Genomic DNA, 21,339 nt, shown 5'->3' with positions numbered 1-21,339 from the left:
TTTCTATTGCTTATACCGAAGGTTTTTACTACAAGCCAAGAGCTGATTTCGACCTGTTGAAAAAATACTCAGAGGGAATAATCGCAACCAGTGCATGTATAGGAGGTATCATCCCAAGAAAGATAAATGCTGGTGAAATCGAAGAGGCAAGAAAATACGTAGAAAAATTTATTGAAATATACGGAAAAGACAATTTCTTCCTGGAAATCCAAGACCACGGACTTGAAGAGGAAAAAGTCGCAAACGAAGAACTGATAAAAATGGCAAAAGAATACGGTCTCGGGCTTATAGCGACAAACGACTCCCATTATTTAAACAAAAACGACGCAGAAGCTCACGACGTTCTTCTTTGCGTACAATCATCAAGCAATCTAAACGACGAAAACAGAATGAGATTCCCGAATGATGAATTTTACATCAAAACTCCGGAAGAAATGAGTAATCTCTTTAAGTACTGCCCGGAAGCTATAGAAAACACACACAAAATTGCAGAAAGATGCAACGTGGAAATAGAATTCGGACACTACCACCTGCCTGTATATCAGCTACCGGAAGGAATGACATCGCAGCAATACTTAAAAAAACTGTGCATGGACGGTCTTAACAAAAAATACAAAGTAGTAACCAAAGAATTAACCGAAAGACTTGAATACGAATTAAACGTAATAAACGACATGGGATTCAACGATTACTTCCTGATAGTATGGGACTTTATAAATTATTCAAGAACCCACGGAATACCCGTTGGTCCGGGAAGAGGAAGTGCAGCCGGAAGTATAGTAAGTTATACCTTGGACATAACCCAAATCGACCCTATAAAATATTCTTTGATTTTCGAAAGATTCTTAAATAACGAAAGGGTATCTATGCCCGATATCGATATCGACTTTTGCTATGAAAACAGACACAAAGCAATAGAATATGTTATAGACAAATATGGGTTTGACAATGTAAGCCAGATTGTTACATTCGGAACTTTAAAACCGAAAGCGGCTGTAAAAGATATTGCCAGAAGTATGGGAATAAGCTTTGAACAATCGAACAAAATCGCAAAAATGATACCGGACGAAGCAAAAATAACCATACAAAAAGCCATCGACATGAACCCGGAACTCCATCAGCTTTACGATGAAGATCCCACAATAAAGAAACTTCTCGATACGGCAAAAGCCGTTGAAGGGATGCCCAGACACTCCTCAACGCACGCCGCAGGAGTAATAATCTCAGATAAACCCGTAAGCGACTATGTACCGTTGTATCTAAACAAGGACAGTATAGCGGCACAATTCAACATGACTACCGTTGAAGAGTTGGGATTATTAAAAATGGACTTTTTGGGTCTTAAAAACTTAACCGTAATAAAACATACTATCGACAATGTCAAATTATCAAAAGGGATTGATATAGATATTGACAACATATCTCTCAACGACCAAAACGTTTATGACACCATAAGCCGAGGCGACACCATAGGTGTATTCCAGCTTGCAAGTCCCGGGATGCAAAGCTTTATGCAAAGACTTAAACCAAACACCTTTGAAGATATCATAGCGGGGATATCTCTTTACCGTCCCGGACCTATGGATATGATCCCTACATATATAGAAAACAAACACAACCCCGCAAACATAAGTTATCTGCATCCTTCCCTAGAACCTATTCTAAACGTAACATACGGAATTATCATATATCAGGAACAGGTAATGCAGATAGTAAGAGATTTGGCCGGTTACTCTATGGGAAGAAGTGACCTTATAAGAAGAGCCATGGGGAAAAAGAAACACGAGGTAATAGCAAAGGAAAGAGAGATTTTTCTTCACGGAAATGAGGAAGCTTACAACAAAGGAGAGGACAAAGAAAAGGTTCACGGCTGTGTATCAATAGGAATAGACGAAAAAACCGGAAACGAAATATACGACTTAATGGAAAAATTTGCGTCTTACGGTTTTAATAAATCCCATGCTGCGGCATACGGAGTAATATCCTACCAAACAGCATATTTAAAGACATACTACCCTGCTGAGTTTATGGCGGCTCTTATAACCGTATACATCGGTTCTGACGACAGGATGTTATACATGAACCATTTGAAAGAACAGGGCATTGAATTATTGCCTCCTGACGTAAACAAAAGTTACGAACGTTTTACCGTTGACAACGACAGTGTAAGGTTTGGACTTTTGGCATTAAAGGGGCTTGGAGAAAGTGCTATCGAAGAAATAATAGAAGCAAGGGAAACAAAAGGAGAATTCACTTCTTTCCCTGACTTTGTAAACAAAATAGAATTCCACTCTCTGAACAAAAAAGGAGTTGAAAGTCTTATATTATCCGGAGCATTCGACAGCCTCGGGAACAACAGACGAGAACTCTACTCTATATACGAAGAATTCCTAAACAATACACTAAGGCAAAGAAAACAAAATATTTCAGGGCAGACGACACTGTTGGATATGCTTTCAGAAGAAGAAAACGAACAGATAGAAATGCATATACCGACTATGACGGAATTTGAAAACAGAGACAAGCTTAAATACGAAAAAGAAGTTTTGGGAATGTACATAAGCGGACATCCTTTAAGCGAGTTTGAAGACGACCTTGAAAAATACACCAGCATGAAACTATACGAAGTATATGACATGTACGGCAAGAAGAAGAAAGAAGGAGAAGAGGAAGCTGAAGAAGTACCTCAAAACAATAAATACAGCAAATACAACAAAAACAAAAGGGAATCTATCAGCATAGGCGGACTGATAACCAACGTAAAAGTAATATATACAAAAAAAGACAACAAGCAAATGGCTTTTATGAGTATAGAAGATTTGACTTCGGATATGGAGGTTGTGGTATTCCCAAGAACATACGAAGAATACAAACATATTTTGGAAACTGACAATAAAGTCATAATAAAAGGACAGATAAGCGTAAAAGAAGAAGACGAAGAAAAATCCGTATCTATAATTGCAGATAAAATTTATGACTTGGAAGACAAAAGGACGAGACCTCCTGCAGTAAGAAAGAAAACCACTGCACCAAAAATCAAAACGATAGATAAAAAGAAGGCCTCACCGGAAGAAAAGAAAGCCAACTCAAACAGAATCATAGGAAACTCATTAATACTGGTTTTAAACAAGATAAGCGAAAGAACCATGAGTGATATACGTCAATTATTTGTAAAATACAAAGGAGATAAAAAAGTGGTTTTATTCTCCCCTGTTTCAAAAAAATCTTACGTAGCGGATAAGAGCATGTGGGTAAAATTGGAAATGGGACTCATTGACGAATTGGCAGAACTTATTGGCAAAAACAATATAATAATAAAATAAAACTAAAAAAACACCGCAAAAATTTGCGGTGTTTTTAGTAATTATATAGCTTTTAAAAAGTATATATTAATATTTTAACTCTTCTACTGTTCATATATAATTATAAATAATTTACACTTAACTATAAGCGATATATAAGCCATATAAATATTATCTGATAAGCAAATATAATAATAGAATCTGTTTAAGTACAAAGAACCTTAAGACATATAAAAACTTATACGAAGAAAAAAAGCTCCCATAAAAAAATATATCAAATTCCAAAATATAAATATACAAAAAAAGACTGCATACACAGTCTTTTTATTAGTCTCTAATTATTTCAAGCATATCGCCGTTTTTACATCCTGCGGCATTTCCTTCTTCTATATCTATATGCATCTCAAGCCCGCATCTTTCGTTGGATCTGATTAATACATTTTCAAAGACAAGTCCCCTTTCACCAGGTACTCTTACTTTGACAATGTCTCCATCTTTAACTCCGTATTCTTTTGCTTGAGATATTGTCATATGGATATGTCTACCGGCAACAATAACACCTTTATCTATTTCAACTTCTCCTTTTGGTCCTCTTAAAATACATCCCGGAGTGCCGTCTAAGTCCCAAGAGTCTCTTATAACTTTAGGTACACCAAGTTTATAAGTATCGCTCGCCAAAATTTCGATTTGAGCATGAGGTCTTGCAGGACCAAGCACTCTCATCTTAATTGTACCTTTTGGACCTATAACATCAACGAATTCCTCCGCAGCAAATTGTCCCGGTTGGGAAATAGGTTTTTTTATTGTTAATTCATAGCCTTCGCCAAACAATGCATCGATATCTTTTCTGCTTAAATGCACATGTTTATTAGAAAGACCAACAGGTACTTTAGTTTTCATCTATCTATAATTCTCCTTTAATAATTAAATTAATTTATATGTTTACCACGATTATTTTAACATAAATAGTGTATTTTGTACATATGTTTTCATAATAAAACCTTATAAATCAATTATAACAAAATTAAAATGTTTATAATTATCAATATGGTATTTTTAAAGACTTTTTATACCTTAAAATAAAAAATACAATCTTAGATAATACCTAAGACTGTACTTTTTTTCTTATAAGTTCAAACTCTTTCAACTCAACACCGTCAGTATCTATAAAGAGCCTTTCTTTAGGATGAGGAGTACTGTCGACTTCTTCCCCTTTTTCGTTGTACATTTTATTTATTTTAAAAGTTATACTTTTTTCTCTAGGTCTTACAAGTTCCAGTTCGTCACCTATTAAAAACTTGTTTCGTTGCTCTATTTCATATAACCCTTTTTCTTTATTAAAACCGATTACCTGAGCGACAAAATCATAATTTCTCGTATAAGAACTGCTGCCGTAATTTTGAGAAGAAGAGTCTGCTTTGCCGAAATAAAAACCTTCGGTGTATTGTCTGTGGCTTACTTTTGTAAGTTCTTCATACAAAGAAGGATCCGGCTTATAGCTTTGTTTGTTTTTCTCATAGCTGTCTATGGCATTTCTGTACGCATTAACGACAGTAGAAACATAAAATATACTCTTCATTCTTCCTTCTATCTTAAAGCTGTCAACACCTGCTTCTATAAGCTCATGTATATGATTTATAAGGCATAAATCTTTTGAGTTAAATATAAAACTGCCTTCATCGTATTCTTCTATGGGATACTCTTCCCCCGGTCTGGTATTCTCAACCAAAGAATATTTCCATCTGCAAGGCTGAGCACATTCGCCTCTGTTTGCATCTCTGTCTGTAAGGTAATTGCTCAAAAGACACCTTCCCGAATAAGAAATACACATTGCACCGTGCACAAAGGTTTCAATCTCCATTCCCTCAGGTTTATTGGCACAAATCTCTTTTATATCCTCAAAGGTAAGTTCTCTTGCAAGAACAATTCTGTTTACACCGTTTCTCTTCCAAAACTCCACGCTTTTGTAATTTGTCGTGCTGGCTTGAGTGGAAAGAGATATCTTCATATTAGGAAGAGTATCTCTTATTGTCATTATTATACCGGGATCGGCTGCTATAACTCCGTCAACACCTGCATTATCAAGTTGCTTTACATAATTGCCGATCTCTTTAAAATCATTGTTTCTTCCGGAAATATTTATGGTAACGTAAACTTTTCCGCCTCTCTCATGAGCAAAATCCGCCCCTTGTCTTATTTCATCGATTGTAAAATTACCGGCATTCGCACGCATCGAAAAATTTTTACCTCCGAGATAAACGGCATCTGCGCCGTAGGTAAAAGCATATTTTAATTTTTCCAAATCTCCCGCAGGAGCAAGTAATTCACTCATATCTTAACATTATCCTTTACTTAATTTTATAAATCTATTTTTCTTGTCCAGTTATACTTGTCTTCGAGTTTACCCCATTGAATTCCCGTCAATGTATCGTACAGTTTTTGAGTCAACTTGCCTGTTTTAAAACCGTTAATTTTAATTTTTTCTCCTTTATAACAAAGTTCACCTATAGGAGAAATTACGGCTGCCGTACCCGTACCGAAAGCTTCTGTCAATTTGCCGTTTCTTCCTGCTTCCATAAGTTCGTCTATACTCAAATCTCTCTCTTCCACTTCATATCCCCAGTCTTTCAAGATATGAATTATTGAATCACGTGTAACCCCCGGAAGAACCGAACCGTCAAGAGCTGCCGTAACAACTTTTCCGTCGATTACAAACATAGCATTCATAGTGCCGACTTCTTCAACATATTTTCTGTGTACACCGTCTAACCAAAGAACTTGAGTATAACCATTTTCTTCAGCTTTAACTTGTGCAGCTATACTTGCAGCATAGTTACCTCCGCATTTCGTAAATCCGGTTCCGCCTTTTACGGCTCTTACATATTCATCTTCAACCCAAATTTTAACAGGATTTACGCCTTCCGGATAATATGCACCTACAGGAGATAATATTATTATAAATTTATATGTTTTGGCAGGGTGAACTCCGACACTGCATTCGCTTGCATACATAAAAGGTCTTATGTAAAGAGAAGTTTCTTCTTTTGTCGGAACCCAGTCTTTTTCGCATTTTACAAGCTCTTCAACAGCTTCAACAAACATATCTTCAGGAACTGCCGGCATACATATACGCTTATTTGAATTTATCATACGCTTTGCATTCATTTCGGGTCTGAAAAGCAGTATTTCGCCTTTATCGTTTCTGTATGCTTTTAACCCTTCGAAGGTTTCCTGTGCATAATGAAGTACCATAGTCGCAGGATCAACTGCCAAAGGACCGTAAGGAACTATCCTTGCATCATGCCAACCTTTGCCTTCTGTATAATCCATAACAAACATATGGTCTGTAAAATAATTCCCGAAACCCAAATTGTTTTGATCGGGTTTTTGTTTTTTTTCGCTTACCAATTCATATCTTATATCCATTTTCTTATCTCCTTTTAATCATTTATGTTATATTTGAAAGCCTCATAAGACTTATTATCCTTTGGAATAATCACATTTTTGGTTATAATGTCTTTTTTTACTTTTTCAAGAATTGTATTTATTTCATCACTTTCAGTGAAAAAATTACTGCTAAGTTTTAGATCAACAACCGAATCGGCGATTCCCATATTATTTACCTTTTTATCGAAAGATTCATAAATAACCGCATCGCATATGCTCATGGTAGCATTTTTGTAATCTTTATAAACTTCGGCAAGTTTAACTTCGTTGTCGGATTTATTGTACAAATCAGAATCGATAACCTTGAAGTTTTTTTCTTTTGCCACATTGTTTACACCAATGGCACCTGCTCCGCATACCGTAAATATCACATCCACCTTTTTACCATGAAGTTCTTCGGCTTTTTTTGCCCCTTCTATCGAATTCATATAAGAACCTGTAAAAGCCCTTTCGACTTTTATATTCTTGTTTACAGCCTTTACACCGCTTCTAAATCCGTATTCATAGTCCAAATTTCTGTCATTGTACGCACCGATATAACCGACCACATTACTCTTAGTCTGTTTTGCGGCAAGAACACCTGCCAAAAAAGCTCCTTCTTCCGCTTTAAAAGTTATGCTCATACCGTTGTTTGTTTCGTCCGCATATCCTATCAAACCGATATTGCTGGAATCATACTGAGAATGAAAGGAAACCAAAGAAGAAGAAACAGCACTGGAGTTGGATAAAACCAAATCGTACTTTGTGGATGTGAGCATAGTATTTATCACGGCGTCATACTCCTCAGGCTTCTTTGGGGTATTTATATCAAAGGTAAAATCATAATTATTAAATGATTCGTTTACACCTTCAATTACCTGCTTGTTCTTCACATCTTCCTGTCCGTATGTATCCGAAATATAAGCAATCTTATATTTTTTATTCGTATTTGCAGTGTTTGTATCAACATCCTTGCTTTTGCATCCGAACATCGTCAGGACGAAAAACAAAGCTATCAATATGCTGAATATTTTTTTCATATTAAACCTCATAATCTTATACTTAATTATTTTGTATAATATATTTATTTTATGCTTTTTTGATGTATTTTTCAAGTTTTTTGTTGCAAATTTATACATTTGGAAACTTTCAAATAAAGGAAAACAGGTTATTCATTTTAAGATAAATAAAAAAAGTACTATAAAATAGTACTTTTAGTTTTCGTTCATTTCATCCAAGAACTCTTCTGCTCCCGTTGCACAGATAGCACCGTCCGATGCAGCGGTAACAACCTGTCTTAGAGCCTTTTGCCTTACATCTCCGGCAACAAACAGACCTTTTACTGAAGTTTGCAAAGAATTATCAGTTATGATATACCCTTTTTCATCCACATCTACCATATTTTTTACAAGAGCACTGTTTGGATTGTGTCCCACAAACATAAATACTCCGTCGGTTTTATAATCATAAACTTCGCCGGTTTTCTTATTTCTTACTTTCACGGCAGTAACCATACTGTTTTCACCCAGTATTTCAACAGGTTCATGACTTAAAAGGAAGTGTATCTTTTCATTTGCTCTCGCCTTTTTCTCCCAGCCTTTACCGCCTCTGAATTGATCTCTTCTGTGAATAATCGTTACTTTTTTTGCAAATTTGGTTAGATATATTGCCTCTTTCAAAGCAGTATCTCCGCCGCCTATAACACATACTTCAAATCCAGTAAAAAATCCGGCGTCACATGTGGCACAGTAAGACACACCCATACCTCTGTATTCTCTCTCGCCTTTGATTCCAAGCTCTTTAGGTGTAGACCCTGAAGCTATTATACAAGTTTTTGAAACATATTCTTCTCTTCCCGTTTTGACACTGAAAAACCCGTCTTTTCTTTTTTCAACGCTCAACACCTCATCGCTTACAATATTGGCGCCAAAACTCAAACACTGTTCTTTCATTTTTTCTACAAGTTCCGGCCCGGTTACTTCACTAGCTCCGGGATAATTTTCTATTTCCGTTGTTGTAGTAATCTGTCCGCCGATAACCGCCTTTTCTATTATCAAAGTATTTAATGTGGCTCTTGAAGCATATAAACCTGCACTTAAACCCGCAGGACCGGCTCCTATAATAATTACATCGTATTTCATTTTTTACCTCCTAAGGAAGCATATCGAACTGCCTTCTTGACAGTAATTCAACATACTCTTTTACAAAATTTCCTATATGAGCACTGTAATCGCCTATTCTTTCCAAGTCTGCTACTATATCAAAGTATATAACACCTGATTCAGGAGTGCAAGCTTTTCTGTTTAATCTATCAATATGTGCACTTCTTAACTCATCTTCTTTATTATTTATCTGTTCTTCTATAAAATCGGTTTTAATTGCTTTTGAGAGATCCTTTTCTTTAAAGGCATCTATTGCACATCTTAGATTGGTCCTTACCATATCGTACATACCTTTTAATTCTTCTGTAGCGTTTTCGCTGAAAACAACTTTTGAATCCTTTTTATTTTGAGCAATATTTACCATACTCATACAGTAATCCCCTATTCTTTCTATATCGTGTATTACTTGATGAAGATGTACCGTAAAATCAGCACTTTGTATACTCGCATCCAATGCCGAAATTTTAATGACAAAATCAGCAATACCTGTTTCATATTGATTAATTAAATTTTCCAAAATCTTGACTTCTTCCATATTTTCGTATTCGTTGTTTATACATGCGTTTGAAGCTAGATTTACTGATTTATAAGCAAGCTCTGCCATTGTTTCCACTTCATTTAAAACTTCCGAAACGGCAAAAGCCGGGCTTTCAAGAAGAATATCGTTAAGTTTAAGTTCAAAATCTTCTTCTTTTTCCTCTTCCTTTACTGGAAGCATTTTTTGAATAAAACCGATTATAGGCTTACTTAAGAACAACAATAAGCTGGCATTGCATACATTAAACATAGTATGGAAGTTGGCAATCTGTTTAGTAGGGTCGCTTCCCGAAATATCCAATATAAAATTAAATACAAAACTGTTTCCGTCTGCTGCAAAAGCACCGGTAAAGAAAAGAAGAAGCATCATCCATACAACCCCTATGGTCTTTGTTATAAGGTGGAATATCGCCGCCTGTTTTGCCTGTCTTTCAACACCTATCATTGCAAGCATGGCAGTGGCACAAGTACCTATATTCATTCCAAGCACTATAGGAACAACAACACCAAGAGCATCGTATCCTTCAACACCAGCAAAAGCTCCTCCTAAAGCAAGAGCCTGAAGAAGCCCTATAGACGCTGAAGATGACTGAATTACCGCCGTCACGAATACCCCTGCAAGAAGACCGAGTACCGGATAATTACCAAGACTTACGAGCATGTTTGTAAAGAAAGGATTATCTGCAAGAGGTTTTAAAACATCGGACATTACGCTTATACCGAAAAATAATATACCAAATCCAAGTATACATTCCGATACGTGTATAACTCTGTCTTTTTTTGCAAACATCCTTATCATAGCCCCAAGACCTATAAACAAAGGCGCATACTCGGATAAATTAAGAGCTATAATCTGTCCTGTAATCGTAGTACCGATATCGGCACCAAGAATAACCCCTGCGGCCTGTACAAGGCTCATTAAGTTCGCATTTACAAGCCCTACGACCAAAACCGTGGTGGCAGACGAACTTTGTATTATCATAGTAACGATAGTTCCCAAAGCCAATGCTTTTATGGGATTGCTGGTAACCTTATTCAAAATATCTTTTAACTTGTTGCCTGCGGCTTTTTTAAGTCCTTCACCCATCAAATCCATTCCGTAAAGGAATAATCCAAGTCCCCCAAACAATTCGATTAACATCATAATACTCATAACATTTCCTCCTCTTATAACCCATATACGGGTTAAATTAAGGTAAATTTCTCTATAAGAAATCACAAAACCTTAAAATAAAACAATAACAAATAAACGTGTATAAAAATCAAATTAAAATCATATACATAAAACAAATTTGGAACAATAAAATAAACACAAAGAAACTCTATCCTAAATACTGTATTACATTTCTATCCCATATTTTTAAATCCGGTCTGTCTTAACGCCTCATATAAAACCACACATACACTGTTCGACAAATTTAAACATCTTGCATATTCCTTAGGCATCATAGGAATCCTGAGTTGTGTGGAAGAATATTTTTCATGTATGAATTCTGGCAGACCTTTCGTTTCAGAACCGAACATAAAATAATCGTTATCCTTAAACTCGAAAGAAGAATAATTCTTGTCTCCTTTTGTGGTTAACAAATACATATTTTCAATATCGTTTTTACTTTCGAACTCTTCAAAATTTTCATATACGAAAACAGACGCCTCATCCCAGTAATCTAATCCTGCTCTTTTGAGGTGTTTGTCGTTAATTGAAAAACCCAACGGTTTAATAAGGTGCAGCCTAGAATCCGTCACTGCGCAGGTCCTTACAATATTACCCGTATTTTGAGGTATCTGCGGATTAAACAATACTATATTAAACATAAAATCATCTCTGCTTTCCGTTTTACAAATTTACAAAACCTTTATAAATATATCATATTTTGCATATAATTTACTAATCATTTATAATATTTTTACATAAATTTTACATTAATCGACAAAAATAAAAATCTCTTTGTCGATTTGTTTATACAAGCAATTTGTTTTATAACCTAAAACAATATAAATCATAAGTTAAAAACATTAAAACAATTATAATCAAGATATTTATAAGCTTCTTTATAAATAAAAGTTAAAATTCGTTTTTATTGTTGTTTTTTATTCGTTTTATTGTAGGCAAATCGTTATATCCGAGCTTAACGGCTTTATCCAAATACTCGTCTCTTTTTTTATCATCCCCCATAACTTTATATGCTATTGCCATTGTTGCATAAGCATTTGCATACTGAGGGTATATTTCAACGGATTTTTCCAAATAATAAAGAGCTTTTTTAGGATTTTTCGGTGTCTTTCTTAAGTTTATATCTCCAAGATTCATATACGCTTTCTCATTTTTATCATTTACTTCAATGACTTTTTTATAGTACTTTTCCGATTTGTCAAACTCATCATTTATATAGTATACTCTTGCAAGCACAATCATATACTCTTCATTGTTCGGGCTTAGTTCGTTTGCTTTCTCCAAAGGTTTTAAAGCTACATCCCATCTTTTAAGTTGCCAATAAGAATATCCCAACATATAATAAAGATAATCTTTTTCTTTTTTGTACTTACTAAGCTTTGAAACATCGATATCATTTAAAATTTCTATTGACTTATCAAATTCCTGTTTTTTGAAATATACCTTTCCTTCTTCATACAATAAGTCATTGTCTTCTCCTTTGCCACATCCCATAAGAGGAGAGAGAAATATTATAAAAGATATAAACAACAAACACAGTTTAATTAATCTACACTTATTTTTCTTCATTCTAATAAACCCGCCGATTTAAGATAGTGATAAAATTTTATCGATTACAGTATAAATTATATCATATTTTTTAGATAAAACAAAAAAAGACACAACAATTTATATCTGTCATGTCTTTTTATTAAAAGGATTTTATTATATTCCACTAACCTTTATATTCGGGAACAATGCCAACATCCCTCATCAAATCAAGTGAATCGATTATCATAGGAGCATCCTGAGTACCAATAAGCTCTGCTCCCGCCATAAGATAAGCATATGCGTTTTGAGGTTTCGGTGCCTTTACACCCGAAACTTTAAGCTTTGTATTCGTTCCTTTCAAACAATCTCTCATAAGAACGGTTTGTTCAAGGGTTGGTCCTGCATAGTGCCCCGTTGAAGATTTCACATAATCTATTCCTGTTTCAACACAAAGTTCACAGGCTATTTTTATTTCCTCATCCGTAAGCATACAGCATTCTATTATCATTTTTGTAAGAACGCCCCCCGCGGCATTAACATAATCCTTAAACTCCTGCTTTATTTGATCGTATTTTTTCTCTTTCATATTTCCTACATTCATACAGTTATCAAGAACCGTAGCTCCCATTTTAACGGCTTCTTCCGCTTCGAAAGCTTTCACTGCGGAACTTTGCTGTCCAAGAGGAAATCCGACTCCCGCGCCCACCAATAAATCCGTGCCTTCCAGTTCTTCCTTTACGACCTTTGTCCAGTATGAAGAAGAGAAACAAAAAGCTTTGCAGTTGTATTTTATGGCTTCTCTGCATCCTTTTCTTACCTGTTCTTCCGTCAAATCTTTGGCAAGACTGGCATAATCAAAAAGCTTGCCCACATCTTTTTTTGTCATTTTGCTAAAATCAACAGTCATATTTATCTCCTTTTATATAAGTTTTTTTAAAAGTTCGTTATTTTTAAAATAATCAAAATCTATACCGCACTCTCCGATAAATCTCGGATTGACAGAATCCTTTTTGTGATCCCCGTGAAAATCCGAACCTCCGGATATGATACTTACCCTTTCGGAATACTTTTCTTTTACTTCTTTTATTATATCATCTTTTTCCATATTTCCGCCATAGCTGGTTTTGTCATAAGTGTAGCTTGCCTCTATTCCGTCAAGACCGTTTTTTATTAAGTTGTCTATATATTCATCCCTTTTTACTTTTTTACCGTTTAACATAACCTCATCGGCTATTAAGTAAGGATGTGCCAAAACGATAATTCCCCCGGCTTCATGAACAATCTTTATTATATCAACAGGATTTGGCTTTCTTCTTCTTACATTGAGTCTTTCGTCTTTTTTCGATAATTTTTTTGCGTCAGACCAAGTTTTTGTATACCCTTTATCAGCCATAAGATTGAATATAAGTTTCTTTTGAAGTTCTTTCTCACTTCTTTTCTGTCCGCCGTAGTTTAAAACTTCATCGAGAGAAATCTCGTATCCGCAGTCATTCAATCTTTTTAGAAATTCTTTATAACTTTCTATTTTACTGTTTGCTATGTCCTCCATAACAGCTCTTATTTTATCATTCTCAAAGTCTACCCCGTATGCTACCATATGAACATCGTCAACATCGGTATCACATGAAAACTCACAGGCTTTCAGCAAATGAACCCCCTGTTCTTTTGCATATTCCACACTGTCTACTTCTTTTCCGTTCACTTCCACCGTATCAGGAGGAAGTGTGTCGTGATCGGAAATAGTAAGAACTTTCATCCCCGATTTTGCAGCCAAATCTATAAGCTCTTTTGGAGTGCAAAGTCCGTCCGAACGGGTGGTATGGCAGTGCATATCACATAAATAATTTGGTTTAAAATTATAATCACTCATTGTTTACGCTCCCCTTTCTAAGTGTAAAGAAATTTATGTGCTTATATGCAAGGCCATAAATTTTCTTATATACATAATCATCCAAGGTAAGAGGGTTGTGCTCCTCCCTGTGAGACGAAGCGTATTCATACATACTTTCACAGTAAGCAATCTTAATCGCCGTTGAAATATTTACCTTGCTGGCTCCCAAATCAATAAGCCTGTTAAACATTTCGTCACTTAAACCGGTACCTCCGTGAAGAACAAGAGGAACAGGAGAAATTTTGTTTATATCTTTAAACAAATCATAGTTTAATCTTATCTCTCCTTTATACACTCCGTGAGCCGTGCCGACAGCCGGAGCGAGGAAGTCTACTCCTGTTTCTTTTAAGTATTTTTCGCAGTCGTCTTTATTTGCATAAGCCGCGTCATTTGCGTGAACAACTATATCATCTTCAACCCCGACGATACTTCCGACTTCTCCTTCAAGGGTAATATCCTTATCTGATATATATTCTTTTACGATTAAAGTATCTTCTATGTTTTTTTCAAGGGGTGTTTTCGAACCGTCAAACATAATCGAACTCCACCCCGCATCGATACATTTTTTTGCAAAATCGATATCGGTGCAATGGTCCAAATGAATGGCAACATCGACATTTGCCATTTCGCACATCGGTCTTAAAAAAGATATAAACTCTTTAATGCCGAATTGTTTAACGGTTTTTACCGATGTTTGCAGTATAACGGGAACTTTCAAATCTTCTGCGGCATCCACCACTGCTTTTGCCGTAAGATAATTGACAATATTAAATGCACCTATTGCATAACCCTTTTCCCTGGCTTGCCCTAACATTTTTTTCATTGATACATAAGCCATTTAAAACGCCTCCTTATAATATGTGTTATAACCACATATAACTACTTAATACCAGTATATGTATAAAACACTTTTTTGTCAATATGTTTTTTGGTAAAATACTTTAAATATATCTTATAAAAAGGTATTTCTTTTGATAAATAACAAACCTTACACAATATATAAAAACATAATAAAAAAATAAAACATATCGATATGTGAATATTATAAATAAGTGCATATGATATTAACCGTCGATTAAGAGGGTAAATAAAAAAGCCTTTATAAAATGAAAGGCTTTTTTTATTATACTGATATTATATTTTATCTGATTCTATTTCCTCCGCTATTTCTTTGCCTCTTTGATTTGCATTGACCCCAAGCATGAATAAAACAGGCAAAACAGGATAATACAAATATATAAGTGAAAAATTAAACACAAGTCCTCCTATACAGCTTATTATGAAAAATACAATCATATAGATTGATAATTTTTTGCAAAGTATCAAATCTTTATCTTCAAGACTGCCGCATTTAAGTATGGCAATAATACCGCATATGATTCCGAATATTTGAACTCCCATATCAAAAACTGTATACAACAATACAGGAACAAACTCAGGTCCCAAATCGACATCATTAAGATAAAATAACATCATCAATATAAAATTTGCCAAATTAAGCGAAAGAGCAAGAATAGATAACGCCAAAATCAATATTCCAACTATTTTAAGAAAAGTTTTCCCATTGGCTCTAGGTAACATATCTCATTCCCCCTTATGTTACAAGCTTAATATCAAAGCTATATATCAAATTAATAAATCATGCATAATACTTTTTAGAAAATATAAGATTTATTTTTCCTGTTGAGTTTCATTATCGGTGTTATTTATTTTACTTATACTTTCCAAAATATCATTGTCCTTTTTTGTGGTCTTATTCAAATGTACCCCCACCAAATAAAGTATAGGAAGTAACAAACCTGCAACAGACGAAACAGAGAATGAAATCAAGAAATCTATAAAAATATATATCACATCTACAATCAACAATGTAACTCCCCATTTTTGACACTTCTTTATATCATTTTCATCCAGACTATTACGTTTGTTTATTGCAACAATCGAAGCAATTAGTTGAACAACAGAGGTAATAACTCCCATAATAACGAATACCGAAGCCATTGCCCCATAAAAAACGAAACCTAACATTGAAACGGACGTAAAAAGTCCCAAAGCACTTCCTATTAATAACAGTATACCTACTATTAGCAGCAAGACTCTTCCTTTTGCTTTTGTTTTTTCCATAATATTTTCTCCCCTTTTCTGATTATAATATAAAAATATAAAACAAATTATTTTATATTTACTCTTCTTCGGTGGTATCTGCACCGCTTACATCATTAAGATTTTCAAAAAGAATTTTCTTTCTTTTTGAATTTTTATTAAGATATACCCCTATCAGATAAAGTATAGGAAGTAATAACCCGAAAAACGAAGTAAAAGAAAATTCAGTAAAAAATGCAAACGTCATACAAATATTTATAACAAGAGTTATAACGGCAAAAGCCATCATAATAATCCCCCATTTTTGACATTTTTTTATATCCTGCTCTTCTAAACTACCGCCTTTTTTTATTCCTGTAATCCCGGTAAAAAACTCTAAAACTGCTCCTACTAATCCCCAAACACCGCTAAAAGCCAATACTCCGGTCATAGATCCATAATCATATTCTCCCAAAAACGCAAAAACAGGAACAGACGTAAAAACATTTATAACAGCACCTATCAGCATAAAGATACCGACAATCATCAGTAAAATTTTACCTTCTGCCTTTGTTTTTTCCATAATATTTTCTCCCCTTTCCTTTTTTATTATTATAATACAAGTTTAGACATAAATCCATAAAATGGTTGCTAAATACGTTAACAAGAACAAAATAACAAACCGATTTATTTACGTACTATAACCTATAGCTACTTTGACAATTTTGATTTATTGATTTTCCAATTCTGTAAGTGCCTTTCTGATTTTGCTTGATAGCAATATACCAAATCCCCACACAAAACTCCCACACGCAGCAGTGATTATTTTTTGTTCAAAAATGACAGCAAATTCATGTGTCAGAGTAATCGTAACAACAATGCCAACGAAAGTTAATATTTCACTCAAAATATAAAAAGTTTTAAGATGTGATTTAGTCTTAAAAATATTCAGTGCAGACTTCTCCCCTTGAATACTCTTTTCATTCTCGGTCATTTTCTTTGCATAAAGTAATTCTGATATTTTGATATCCAATATTTCACATAAAGGTTCGTACAATGATAAATCCGGCATCGTCTTTCCGGTTTCCCATCTGGAAATGGATTTGTCACTCACTCCCAATCTTTCAGCCAATTGTGCTTGAGTCAATCCTTTTTCTTTTCTGCAAACAGACATAAACTGTCCTATTTCTCGTTGGTTCATAAAATACACCTTCCTTTTTTATCTTGATACTTCTTACATTAACAATTTTACTTCAAAAATGACAGGACATAAACCGAGAGATAACAGGATTAAATCCTTTTAATAAAAAAAATACCTTCAATAAAGTTTTTTTATCATTCATTTTTAAATTTCCGTCCCTGCTATGTCTCCTGATATTATATTCCACATCTTGCACTTTTGTAAGAAAATAAAACAGAAGATAGCCTTATTCATTGAAAATCCCCTGTCTGTTTTAAATCATTCAATTTAATAATTATCTACGATTTCCTACACCAATTACTGCACTATTTTCGTATCAAACCATATCATTTTATTATAAATTGCGATAGTAAGTAAATTGTATTATATAAAAAATATTGGTAAATAACAAAGATTTAATGCCTTACAACAAGATTCAAACGCTCGGTTCTGTAAATCCATAAAATTCAATTCATACCTATAATGTATTAACAATAATTATTAATGTAGTCAATTAGTCATGTTAAATATAATGGTCCATACCACATAATAAACAAAATCACCGTACATAATATACCATAAAATAAAAAAAGACACATTAATCATGTGTCTTTTTTATCTGTTATTTAAACTTATTCAGCTATGCAAATTATATTATTTTCTTTTGCGAAAGATTCTGCCTTAGAGCCTTTGTTTACAAACATATATAGGTTATCACAGGCTTTAAATGCGTTTTCGCCGATTTCTGTATCGTCACCTTCAATTGTAACACTGTTTAAGTTTTTGCAATAATTGAAAATATATCTTCCCATGCTCTTAACATTTTTGCCTATAATCGCAGATGAAAGACCGCTGCATCCGTCAAAAGCTCTCTCGCCAACAGCTTCAACACTGTTTGGGATACTTATCGTTTTAAGACTCACACAATCATAAAATGCGAATCCCGCAATATTTTTAACACTTTCCGGAATGAGAAAATCTTTCAGGCTTGAACAATCATTAAAAGCGCCTGTGCCGATTTCTTCTATGCTGTTAGGAAGAGTTATATATTCAAGTTTTGAACATCCGTCAAAAGCATATGCTCCTATACTCTTTACGCTGTTTGGAATAGTTATACTCTTCAATCCGCCAAAACCTGCGAAAGTATAATCTCTGATTACAGTTACGCTGTTCGGAACAACAAGCTGAGAAAGACTCTTACATCCGAAGAATGCTTCTTCTCCGATTTCTTCAACAGAATCAGGAAGTGCCAAACTCGTAATTTTATCACAGTAACTGAAAGCTCTCTTTTCGATTTTCTTTACGCCATCAGGTATAACAACCGTTCCTTTTCCGGCCGGACAACAAAGTACAATGGTTTTTTCTTTGTCGTATAAAATATTATTTTCACTTGAATAGTATTCATTATCTTCGGCAACTTCGATTTTTTGAAGATTTTTACATCCTGAAAATGCTTCAATATCAATGCTTACCACATTTTTCGGAATATATATTTCTTTTAAAGAAGTACATCTGTGGAAAGCCAGTCTGCCTATACTATCAACATCTTCGCCGATTTTAATGCTCTTAAGATCCGAACATAAGAAAAATGCATAATCGTCTATATGAGAACTGGTAACGGTAACCTCTTTCAAAGAAGCAGGAACACTCGAGCCGTTTTCATAATAAGAACTTGCACCAAATAAGTATCCAAGATATGTGTTTTTATCACGGCTTTCTCCGACAAAAGGAACAGTCAGACTTTCAAGCCTCCAACATCCGTTAAACACACTTCTTTTAATGCTATCTACACTGTCAGGGATAACTATATTCGTAATATGTCTGCATCCGTCAAAAGCTCCGGCGCCTATACTCGTAACGCTGTTTGGAATAATAAGCTCTTCCAAAGATTTACATCCGTCAAAAGCAGAATTTCCTATACTAACGATATTATCCGGAATTTCAACATTTTCAAGGTTTCCGCAGCCAAGGAAAGCTCTGTCTCCGATTTCCGTTACACTGCTTGGAATATCAACTTCGTCTTTTCCGCCAGGACAGCAAAGAAGTTTTGATTTGTCTTTATTGTACAAAACTCCGTTTTCGCTTGAATAATTGTTGTTTTCTTCATCTACGTTTATGCATTCGAGATTTGAACATCCTGCAAATACATAAGCTCCGATTTTCTCGATGGTTTTTGGAATGTAAAGTCTTTTAAGACCTATGGCACCGTCAAAAGCATAGTCGCTTATAGTCTTAAGGCTTTCAGGAATTATTATTTCTTCCAGATTTTTACATCCGTCAAAAGCACAGATTCCTATATTTGTAAGACTCTTAGGAAGAGTCAAAGAAGTAAGCCCCGTACAGTTAGAAAAAGCGTATCCTCCTATACTTGAAATACTGTCCGGAAGATTTATTTCTTTCAAAGACTTACATCCTTGGAAAGCAAATAAGTCGATATCTTTAACTGAAGACGGAATACTTACGTTTCTAAGCCCACTGCAGCCGTAAAAGACATAGTAACCAATACTTTCCATGGTGTTTGGAATAGTAATTTCTTCCAAAGATTCACACATATAAAAAGCAATGTTGCCTATTTTTTCAAGTCCGTTCGGCAAGTTTATTTTCTTTAGGTTTTTACACTCTTTAAAAGCGTAATTTCCGATAATCTTAACACTGCTTGGAAGAACGACTTCTTCGAGGTTTGTACATTCGTCAAATGCTCTGTTTCCGATAACGGTTACGCCTTCTGAAATGATTACTTTTTTAAGATTGTCAAATCCCTTAAAAGCTCTTTCTTCTATAACCTTTACATCAGAAGCCACAGTATATTCACTAACATTCATAGCATCAGCTTTATTAATTTTACACATTATTTAATATCTCCTATCCAATGGATTATATATAAATTAAAAATCTCTTCTATACACTGAAATATTAACATATTTTATGATTTTTATCAATAATTAACTACCTTTATTTACCATATTTCCACAGAAGTGTTATATTTACTTTCATATTGATTCATTTGCTGTTTTACAAAAACCATAACCGTATAATTAAATTATTAACCTTATGACAAATAAAATTCAACTATTTCAATATTCCGCTGTTTTTCCCTACATAATAAACAACAACCGCCAAAGGAATTGTAAACATCAGCATGGGATAAAACAAAGAAATACCGAAATTACCGTACAAAACCCCGCCTATAACAGGCCCCAAAGTCATACCCAAATCCAAACCTATATAATAAGTACTGTTTGCAAGTCCTCTTTTATTCTTCCCGGCAAGAAGTATGGCGGTAGATTGGCATACGGAACTCATAATCCCGTATCCCCCCGCCATAAACAACGCCGCCAAAAACATAAAAAAGTCGCTATTCATCACAGAAAGAAAAAAAAGTCCCATAAATGCGCTAAGAGAACTTGTAAAAATAAATGTTTTAAAAGGAAGTTTATCAAACAGCCCTTTCATCATAAAACGAAGAATCAAAAGAACCAATGCATAAAGAGGGAAAAACATCCCCACCGAAACACTGAGGTTTTTCATGGAAACATAGCTTACCAAAAACGACTGAGTGGCACAGTAAGGAATCGCAAACAACATTATTATAAAAGCAACGGGAAGAACACTTTTATCCACTATACTCCACTTTTGTTTTGCACCAATATTTTTTTCAATAGATTCTGATGGATTTCCTTTGTCATGCACAAATTGAACGACAAATACCATCATCAACGAAATAACAAGTGCAGAAATAAAAGCTACCCTGTAGCCGAAAGAACGGTACAAAAAAATACCCAGAGCAGGAGCCATCGCCATTGCAAGAGCGTTCATCATTCCGTAAATCCCCATACCGGAACCTATCTTTTCCTTTGGAAGCATATTCGACATCCATGTAGACATACAAACGGAACAACAGGCAAACCCCACTCCGTTTACAATTCTCGAAACTGCGACAATCATGGGATTAAAGGCAAAAACATATCCAAGGCAAGCCAGTACCATAAGTCCGCCGCCTATAAAAGAAAGCTTATATTTGCTGATTTTATCGGCAAGATTGCCGACAAAAGGAC

18 protein-coding genes are annotated in these 21,339 nt (G+C 34.6%); 1 reads left to right on the top strand and 17 read right to left on the bottom strand.

The genetic code is table 11. The annotated features are described in order from the left end of the window. The coding region (locus QZ357_RS05015; protein ID WP_290772637.1) for a DNA polymerase III subunit alpha at positions 1-3,323 on the top strand (3,323 nt) is incomplete at its 5' end. A gap of 306 nt (positions 3,324-3,629) precedes the next feature. Here the strand turns inward: QZ357_RS05015 and QZ357_RS05010 are convergent. The 17 genes from QZ357_RS05010 to QZ357_RS04930 all read right to left on the bottom strand — a co-directional run. After that, entirely contained in the window at positions 3,630-4,202 is a 573-nt protein-coding gene (locus tag QZ357_RS05010; protein ID WP_290772634.1) for a phosphate propanoyltransferase, read from the bottom strand. Between the two features lie 205 nt (positions 4,203-4,407). Then, entirely contained in the window at positions 4,408-5,634 is a 1,227-nt protein-coding gene (locus QZ357_RS05005) for a U32 family peptidase (RefSeq protein ID WP_290772632.1), read from the bottom strand. 26 nt (positions 5,635-5,660) lie between these two features. After that, positions 5,661-6,728, bottom strand: coding sequence for a branched-chain amino acid aminotransferase (locus QZ357_RS05000; RefSeq protein ID WP_290772629.1), 1,068 nt, complete (start codon positions 6,726-6,728; stop codon positions 5,661-5,663). Positions 6,729-6,742: 14 nt separating this feature from the next. Beyond that, positions 6,743-7,768 carry a BMP family protein gene (locus QZ357_RS04995; RefSeq protein ID WP_290772627.1) on the bottom strand — a complete coding sequence of 342 codons (1,026 nt, stop codon included), beginning with the start codon at positions 7,766-7,768 and terminating at the stop codon, positions 6,743-6,745. Between the two features lie 174 nt (positions 7,769-7,942). Next, positions 7,943-8,869 carry a thioredoxin-disulfide reductase gene (gene trxB, locus QZ357_RS04990; RefSeq protein ID WP_290772624.1) on the bottom strand — a complete coding sequence of 309 codons (927 nt, stop codon included), beginning with the start codon at positions 8,867-8,869 and terminating at the stop codon, positions 7,943-7,945. Positions 8,870-8,879: 10 nt separating this feature from the next. Beyond that, complete coding sequence (locus QZ357_RS04985) at positions 8,880-10,580, bottom strand: Na/Pi cotransporter family protein (RefSeq protein WP_290772622.1); 1,701 nt, start codon at positions 10,578-10,580, stop codon at positions 8,880-8,882. Positions 10,581-10,774: 194 nt separating this feature from the next. After that, positions 10,775-11,242: a tRNA (uridine(34)/cytosine(34)/5-carboxymethylaminomethyluridine(34)-2'-O)-methyltransferase TrmL gene (gene trmL / locus QZ357_RS04980; RefSeq protein WP_290772619.1), complete on the bottom strand. Its 468-nt coding sequence runs from the start codon at positions 11,240-11,242 to the stop codon at positions 10,775-10,777. A gap of 250 nt (positions 11,243-11,492) precedes the next feature. Next, a complete protein-coding gene (locus QZ357_RS04975; protein WP_290772616.1) occupies positions 11,493-12,170 on the bottom strand; it encodes a tetratricopeptide repeat protein in 678 nt (225 codons plus the stop codon). 145 nt (positions 12,171-12,315) lie between these two features. Next, on the bottom strand, positions 12,316-13,038 hold the full coding sequence (gene deoC / locus QZ357_RS04970; protein WP_290772613.1) for a deoxyribose-phosphate aldolase: 723 nt from the start codon (positions 13,036-13,038) through the stop codon (positions 12,316-12,318). A gap of 12 nt (positions 13,039-13,050) precedes the next feature. Beyond that, positions 13,051-14,001 carry a PHP domain-containing protein gene (locus tag QZ357_RS04965; RefSeq protein WP_290772611.1) on the bottom strand — a complete coding sequence of 317 codons (951 nt, stop codon included), beginning with the start codon at positions 13,999-14,001 and terminating at the stop codon, positions 13,051-13,053. After that, positions 13,994-14,860, bottom strand: a complete 867-nt coding sequence (locus tag QZ357_RS04960) for a class II fructose-bisphosphate aldolase (protein ID WP_290772608.1) — start codon at positions 14,858-14,860, stop codon at positions 13,994-13,996. Before QZ357_RS04960 ends, QZ357_RS04965 begins: the two co-directional genes overlap by 8 nt. A gap of 296 nt (positions 14,861-15,156) precedes the next feature. Beyond that, positions 15,157-15,603 carry a hypothetical protein gene (locus tag QZ357_RS04955; protein ID WP_290772606.1) on the bottom strand — a complete coding sequence of 149 codons (447 nt, stop codon included), beginning with the start codon at positions 15,601-15,603 and terminating at the stop codon, positions 15,157-15,159. Between the two features lie 90 nt (positions 15,604-15,693). Beyond that, entirely contained in the window at positions 15,694-16,146 is a 453-nt protein-coding gene (locus tag QZ357_RS04950) for a hypothetical protein (RefSeq protein ID WP_290772604.1), read from the bottom strand. Positions 16,147-16,204: 58 nt separating this feature from the next. Further along, on the bottom strand, positions 16,205-16,687 hold the full coding sequence (locus tag QZ357_RS04945) for a hypothetical protein (protein ID WP_290772601.1): 483 nt from the start codon (positions 16,685-16,687) through the stop codon (positions 16,205-16,207). 147 nt (positions 16,688-16,834) lie between these two features. Next, complete coding sequence (locus QZ357_RS04940) at positions 16,835-17,305, bottom strand: helix-turn-helix transcriptional regulator (protein WP_290772599.1); 471 nt, start codon at positions 17,303-17,305, stop codon at positions 16,835-16,837. A 611-nt stretch (positions 17,306-17,916) separates the two neighbouring features. Next, entirely contained in the window at positions 17,917-20,133 is a 2,217-nt protein-coding gene (locus tag QZ357_RS04935; RefSeq protein WP_290772596.1) for a leucine-rich repeat domain-containing protein, read from the bottom strand. A 220-nt stretch (positions 20,134-20,353) separates the two neighbouring features. Next, a partial coding sequence (locus QZ357_RS04930) for an MFS transporter (protein ID WP_290772593.1) occupies positions 20,354-21,339 on the bottom strand: 986 nt, incomplete at its 5' end.

Origin of the sequence: Anaerofustis sp. (assembly GCF_019420015.1) — a bacterium.
Classification (GTDB): domain Bacteria; phylum Bacillota; class Clostridia; order Eubacteriales; family Anaerofustaceae; genus Anaerofustis.
The sequence above is the reverse complement of the archived record's forward strand: the minus strand, read 5'-3'. Positions and strand labels throughout refer to the sequence as shown.

Coding starts and splice junctions, on each gene's coding strand:
- QZ357_RS04975 (WP_290772616.1), bottom strand. CDS start 12,170: ATGAAGAAAAATAAGTGTAGATTAATTAAACTGTGTTTGTTGTTTATA.
- QZ357_RS05010 (WP_290772634.1), bottom strand. CDS start 4,202: ATGAAAACTAAAGTACCTGTTGGTCTTTCTAATAAACATGTGCATTTA.
- QZ357_RS04995 (WP_290772627.1), bottom strand. CDS start 7,768: ATGAAAAAAATATTCAGCATATTGATAGCTTTGTTTTTCGTCCTGACG.
- QZ357_RS04940 (WP_290772599.1), bottom strand. CDS start 17,305: ATGAACCAACGAGAAATAGGACAGTTTATGTCTGTTTGCAGAAAAGAA.
- trxB (WP_290772624.1), bottom strand. CDS start 8,869: ATGAAATACGATGTAATTATTATAGGAGCCGGTCCTGCGGGTTTAAGT.
- deoC (WP_290772613.1), bottom strand. CDS start 13,038: ATGACTGTTGATTTTAGCAAAATGACAAAAAAAGATGTGGGCAAGCTT.
- QZ357_RS04985 (WP_290772622.1), bottom strand. CDS start 10,580: ATGAGTATTATGATGTTAATCGAATTGTTTGGGGGACTTGGATTATTC.
- QZ357_RS04960 (WP_290772608.1), bottom strand. CDS start 14,860: ATGGCTTATGTATCAATGAAAAAAATGTTAGGGCAAGCCAGGGAAAAG.
- trmL (WP_290772619.1), bottom strand. CDS start 11,242: ATGTTTAATATAGTATTGTTTAATCCGCAGATACCTCAAAATACGGGT.
- QZ357_RS04945 (WP_290772601.1), bottom strand. CDS start 16,687: ATGGAAAAAACAAAGGCAGAAGGTAAAATTTTACTGATGATTGTCGGT.
- QZ357_RS04955 (WP_290772606.1), bottom strand. CDS start 15,603: ATGTTACCTAGAGCCAATGGGAAAACTTTTCTTAAAATAGTTGGAATA.
- QZ357_RS04965 (WP_290772611.1), bottom strand. CDS start 14,001: ATGAGTGATTATAATTTTAAACCAAATTATTTATGTGATATGCACTGC.
- QZ357_RS04950 (WP_290772604.1), bottom strand. CDS start 16,146: ATGGAAAAAACAAAAGCAAAAGGAAGAGTCTTGCTGCTAATAGTAGGT.
- QZ357_RS05000 (WP_290772629.1), bottom strand. CDS start 6,728: ATGGATATAAGATATGAATTGGTAAGCGAAAAAAAACAAAAACCCGAT.
- QZ357_RS04935 (WP_290772596.1), bottom strand. CDS start 20,133: ATGTGTAAAATTAATAAAGCTGATGCTATGAATGTTAGTGAATATACT.
- QZ357_RS05005 (WP_290772632.1), bottom strand. CDS start 5,634: ATGAGTGAATTACTTGCTCCTGCGGGAGATTTGGAAAAATTAAAATAT.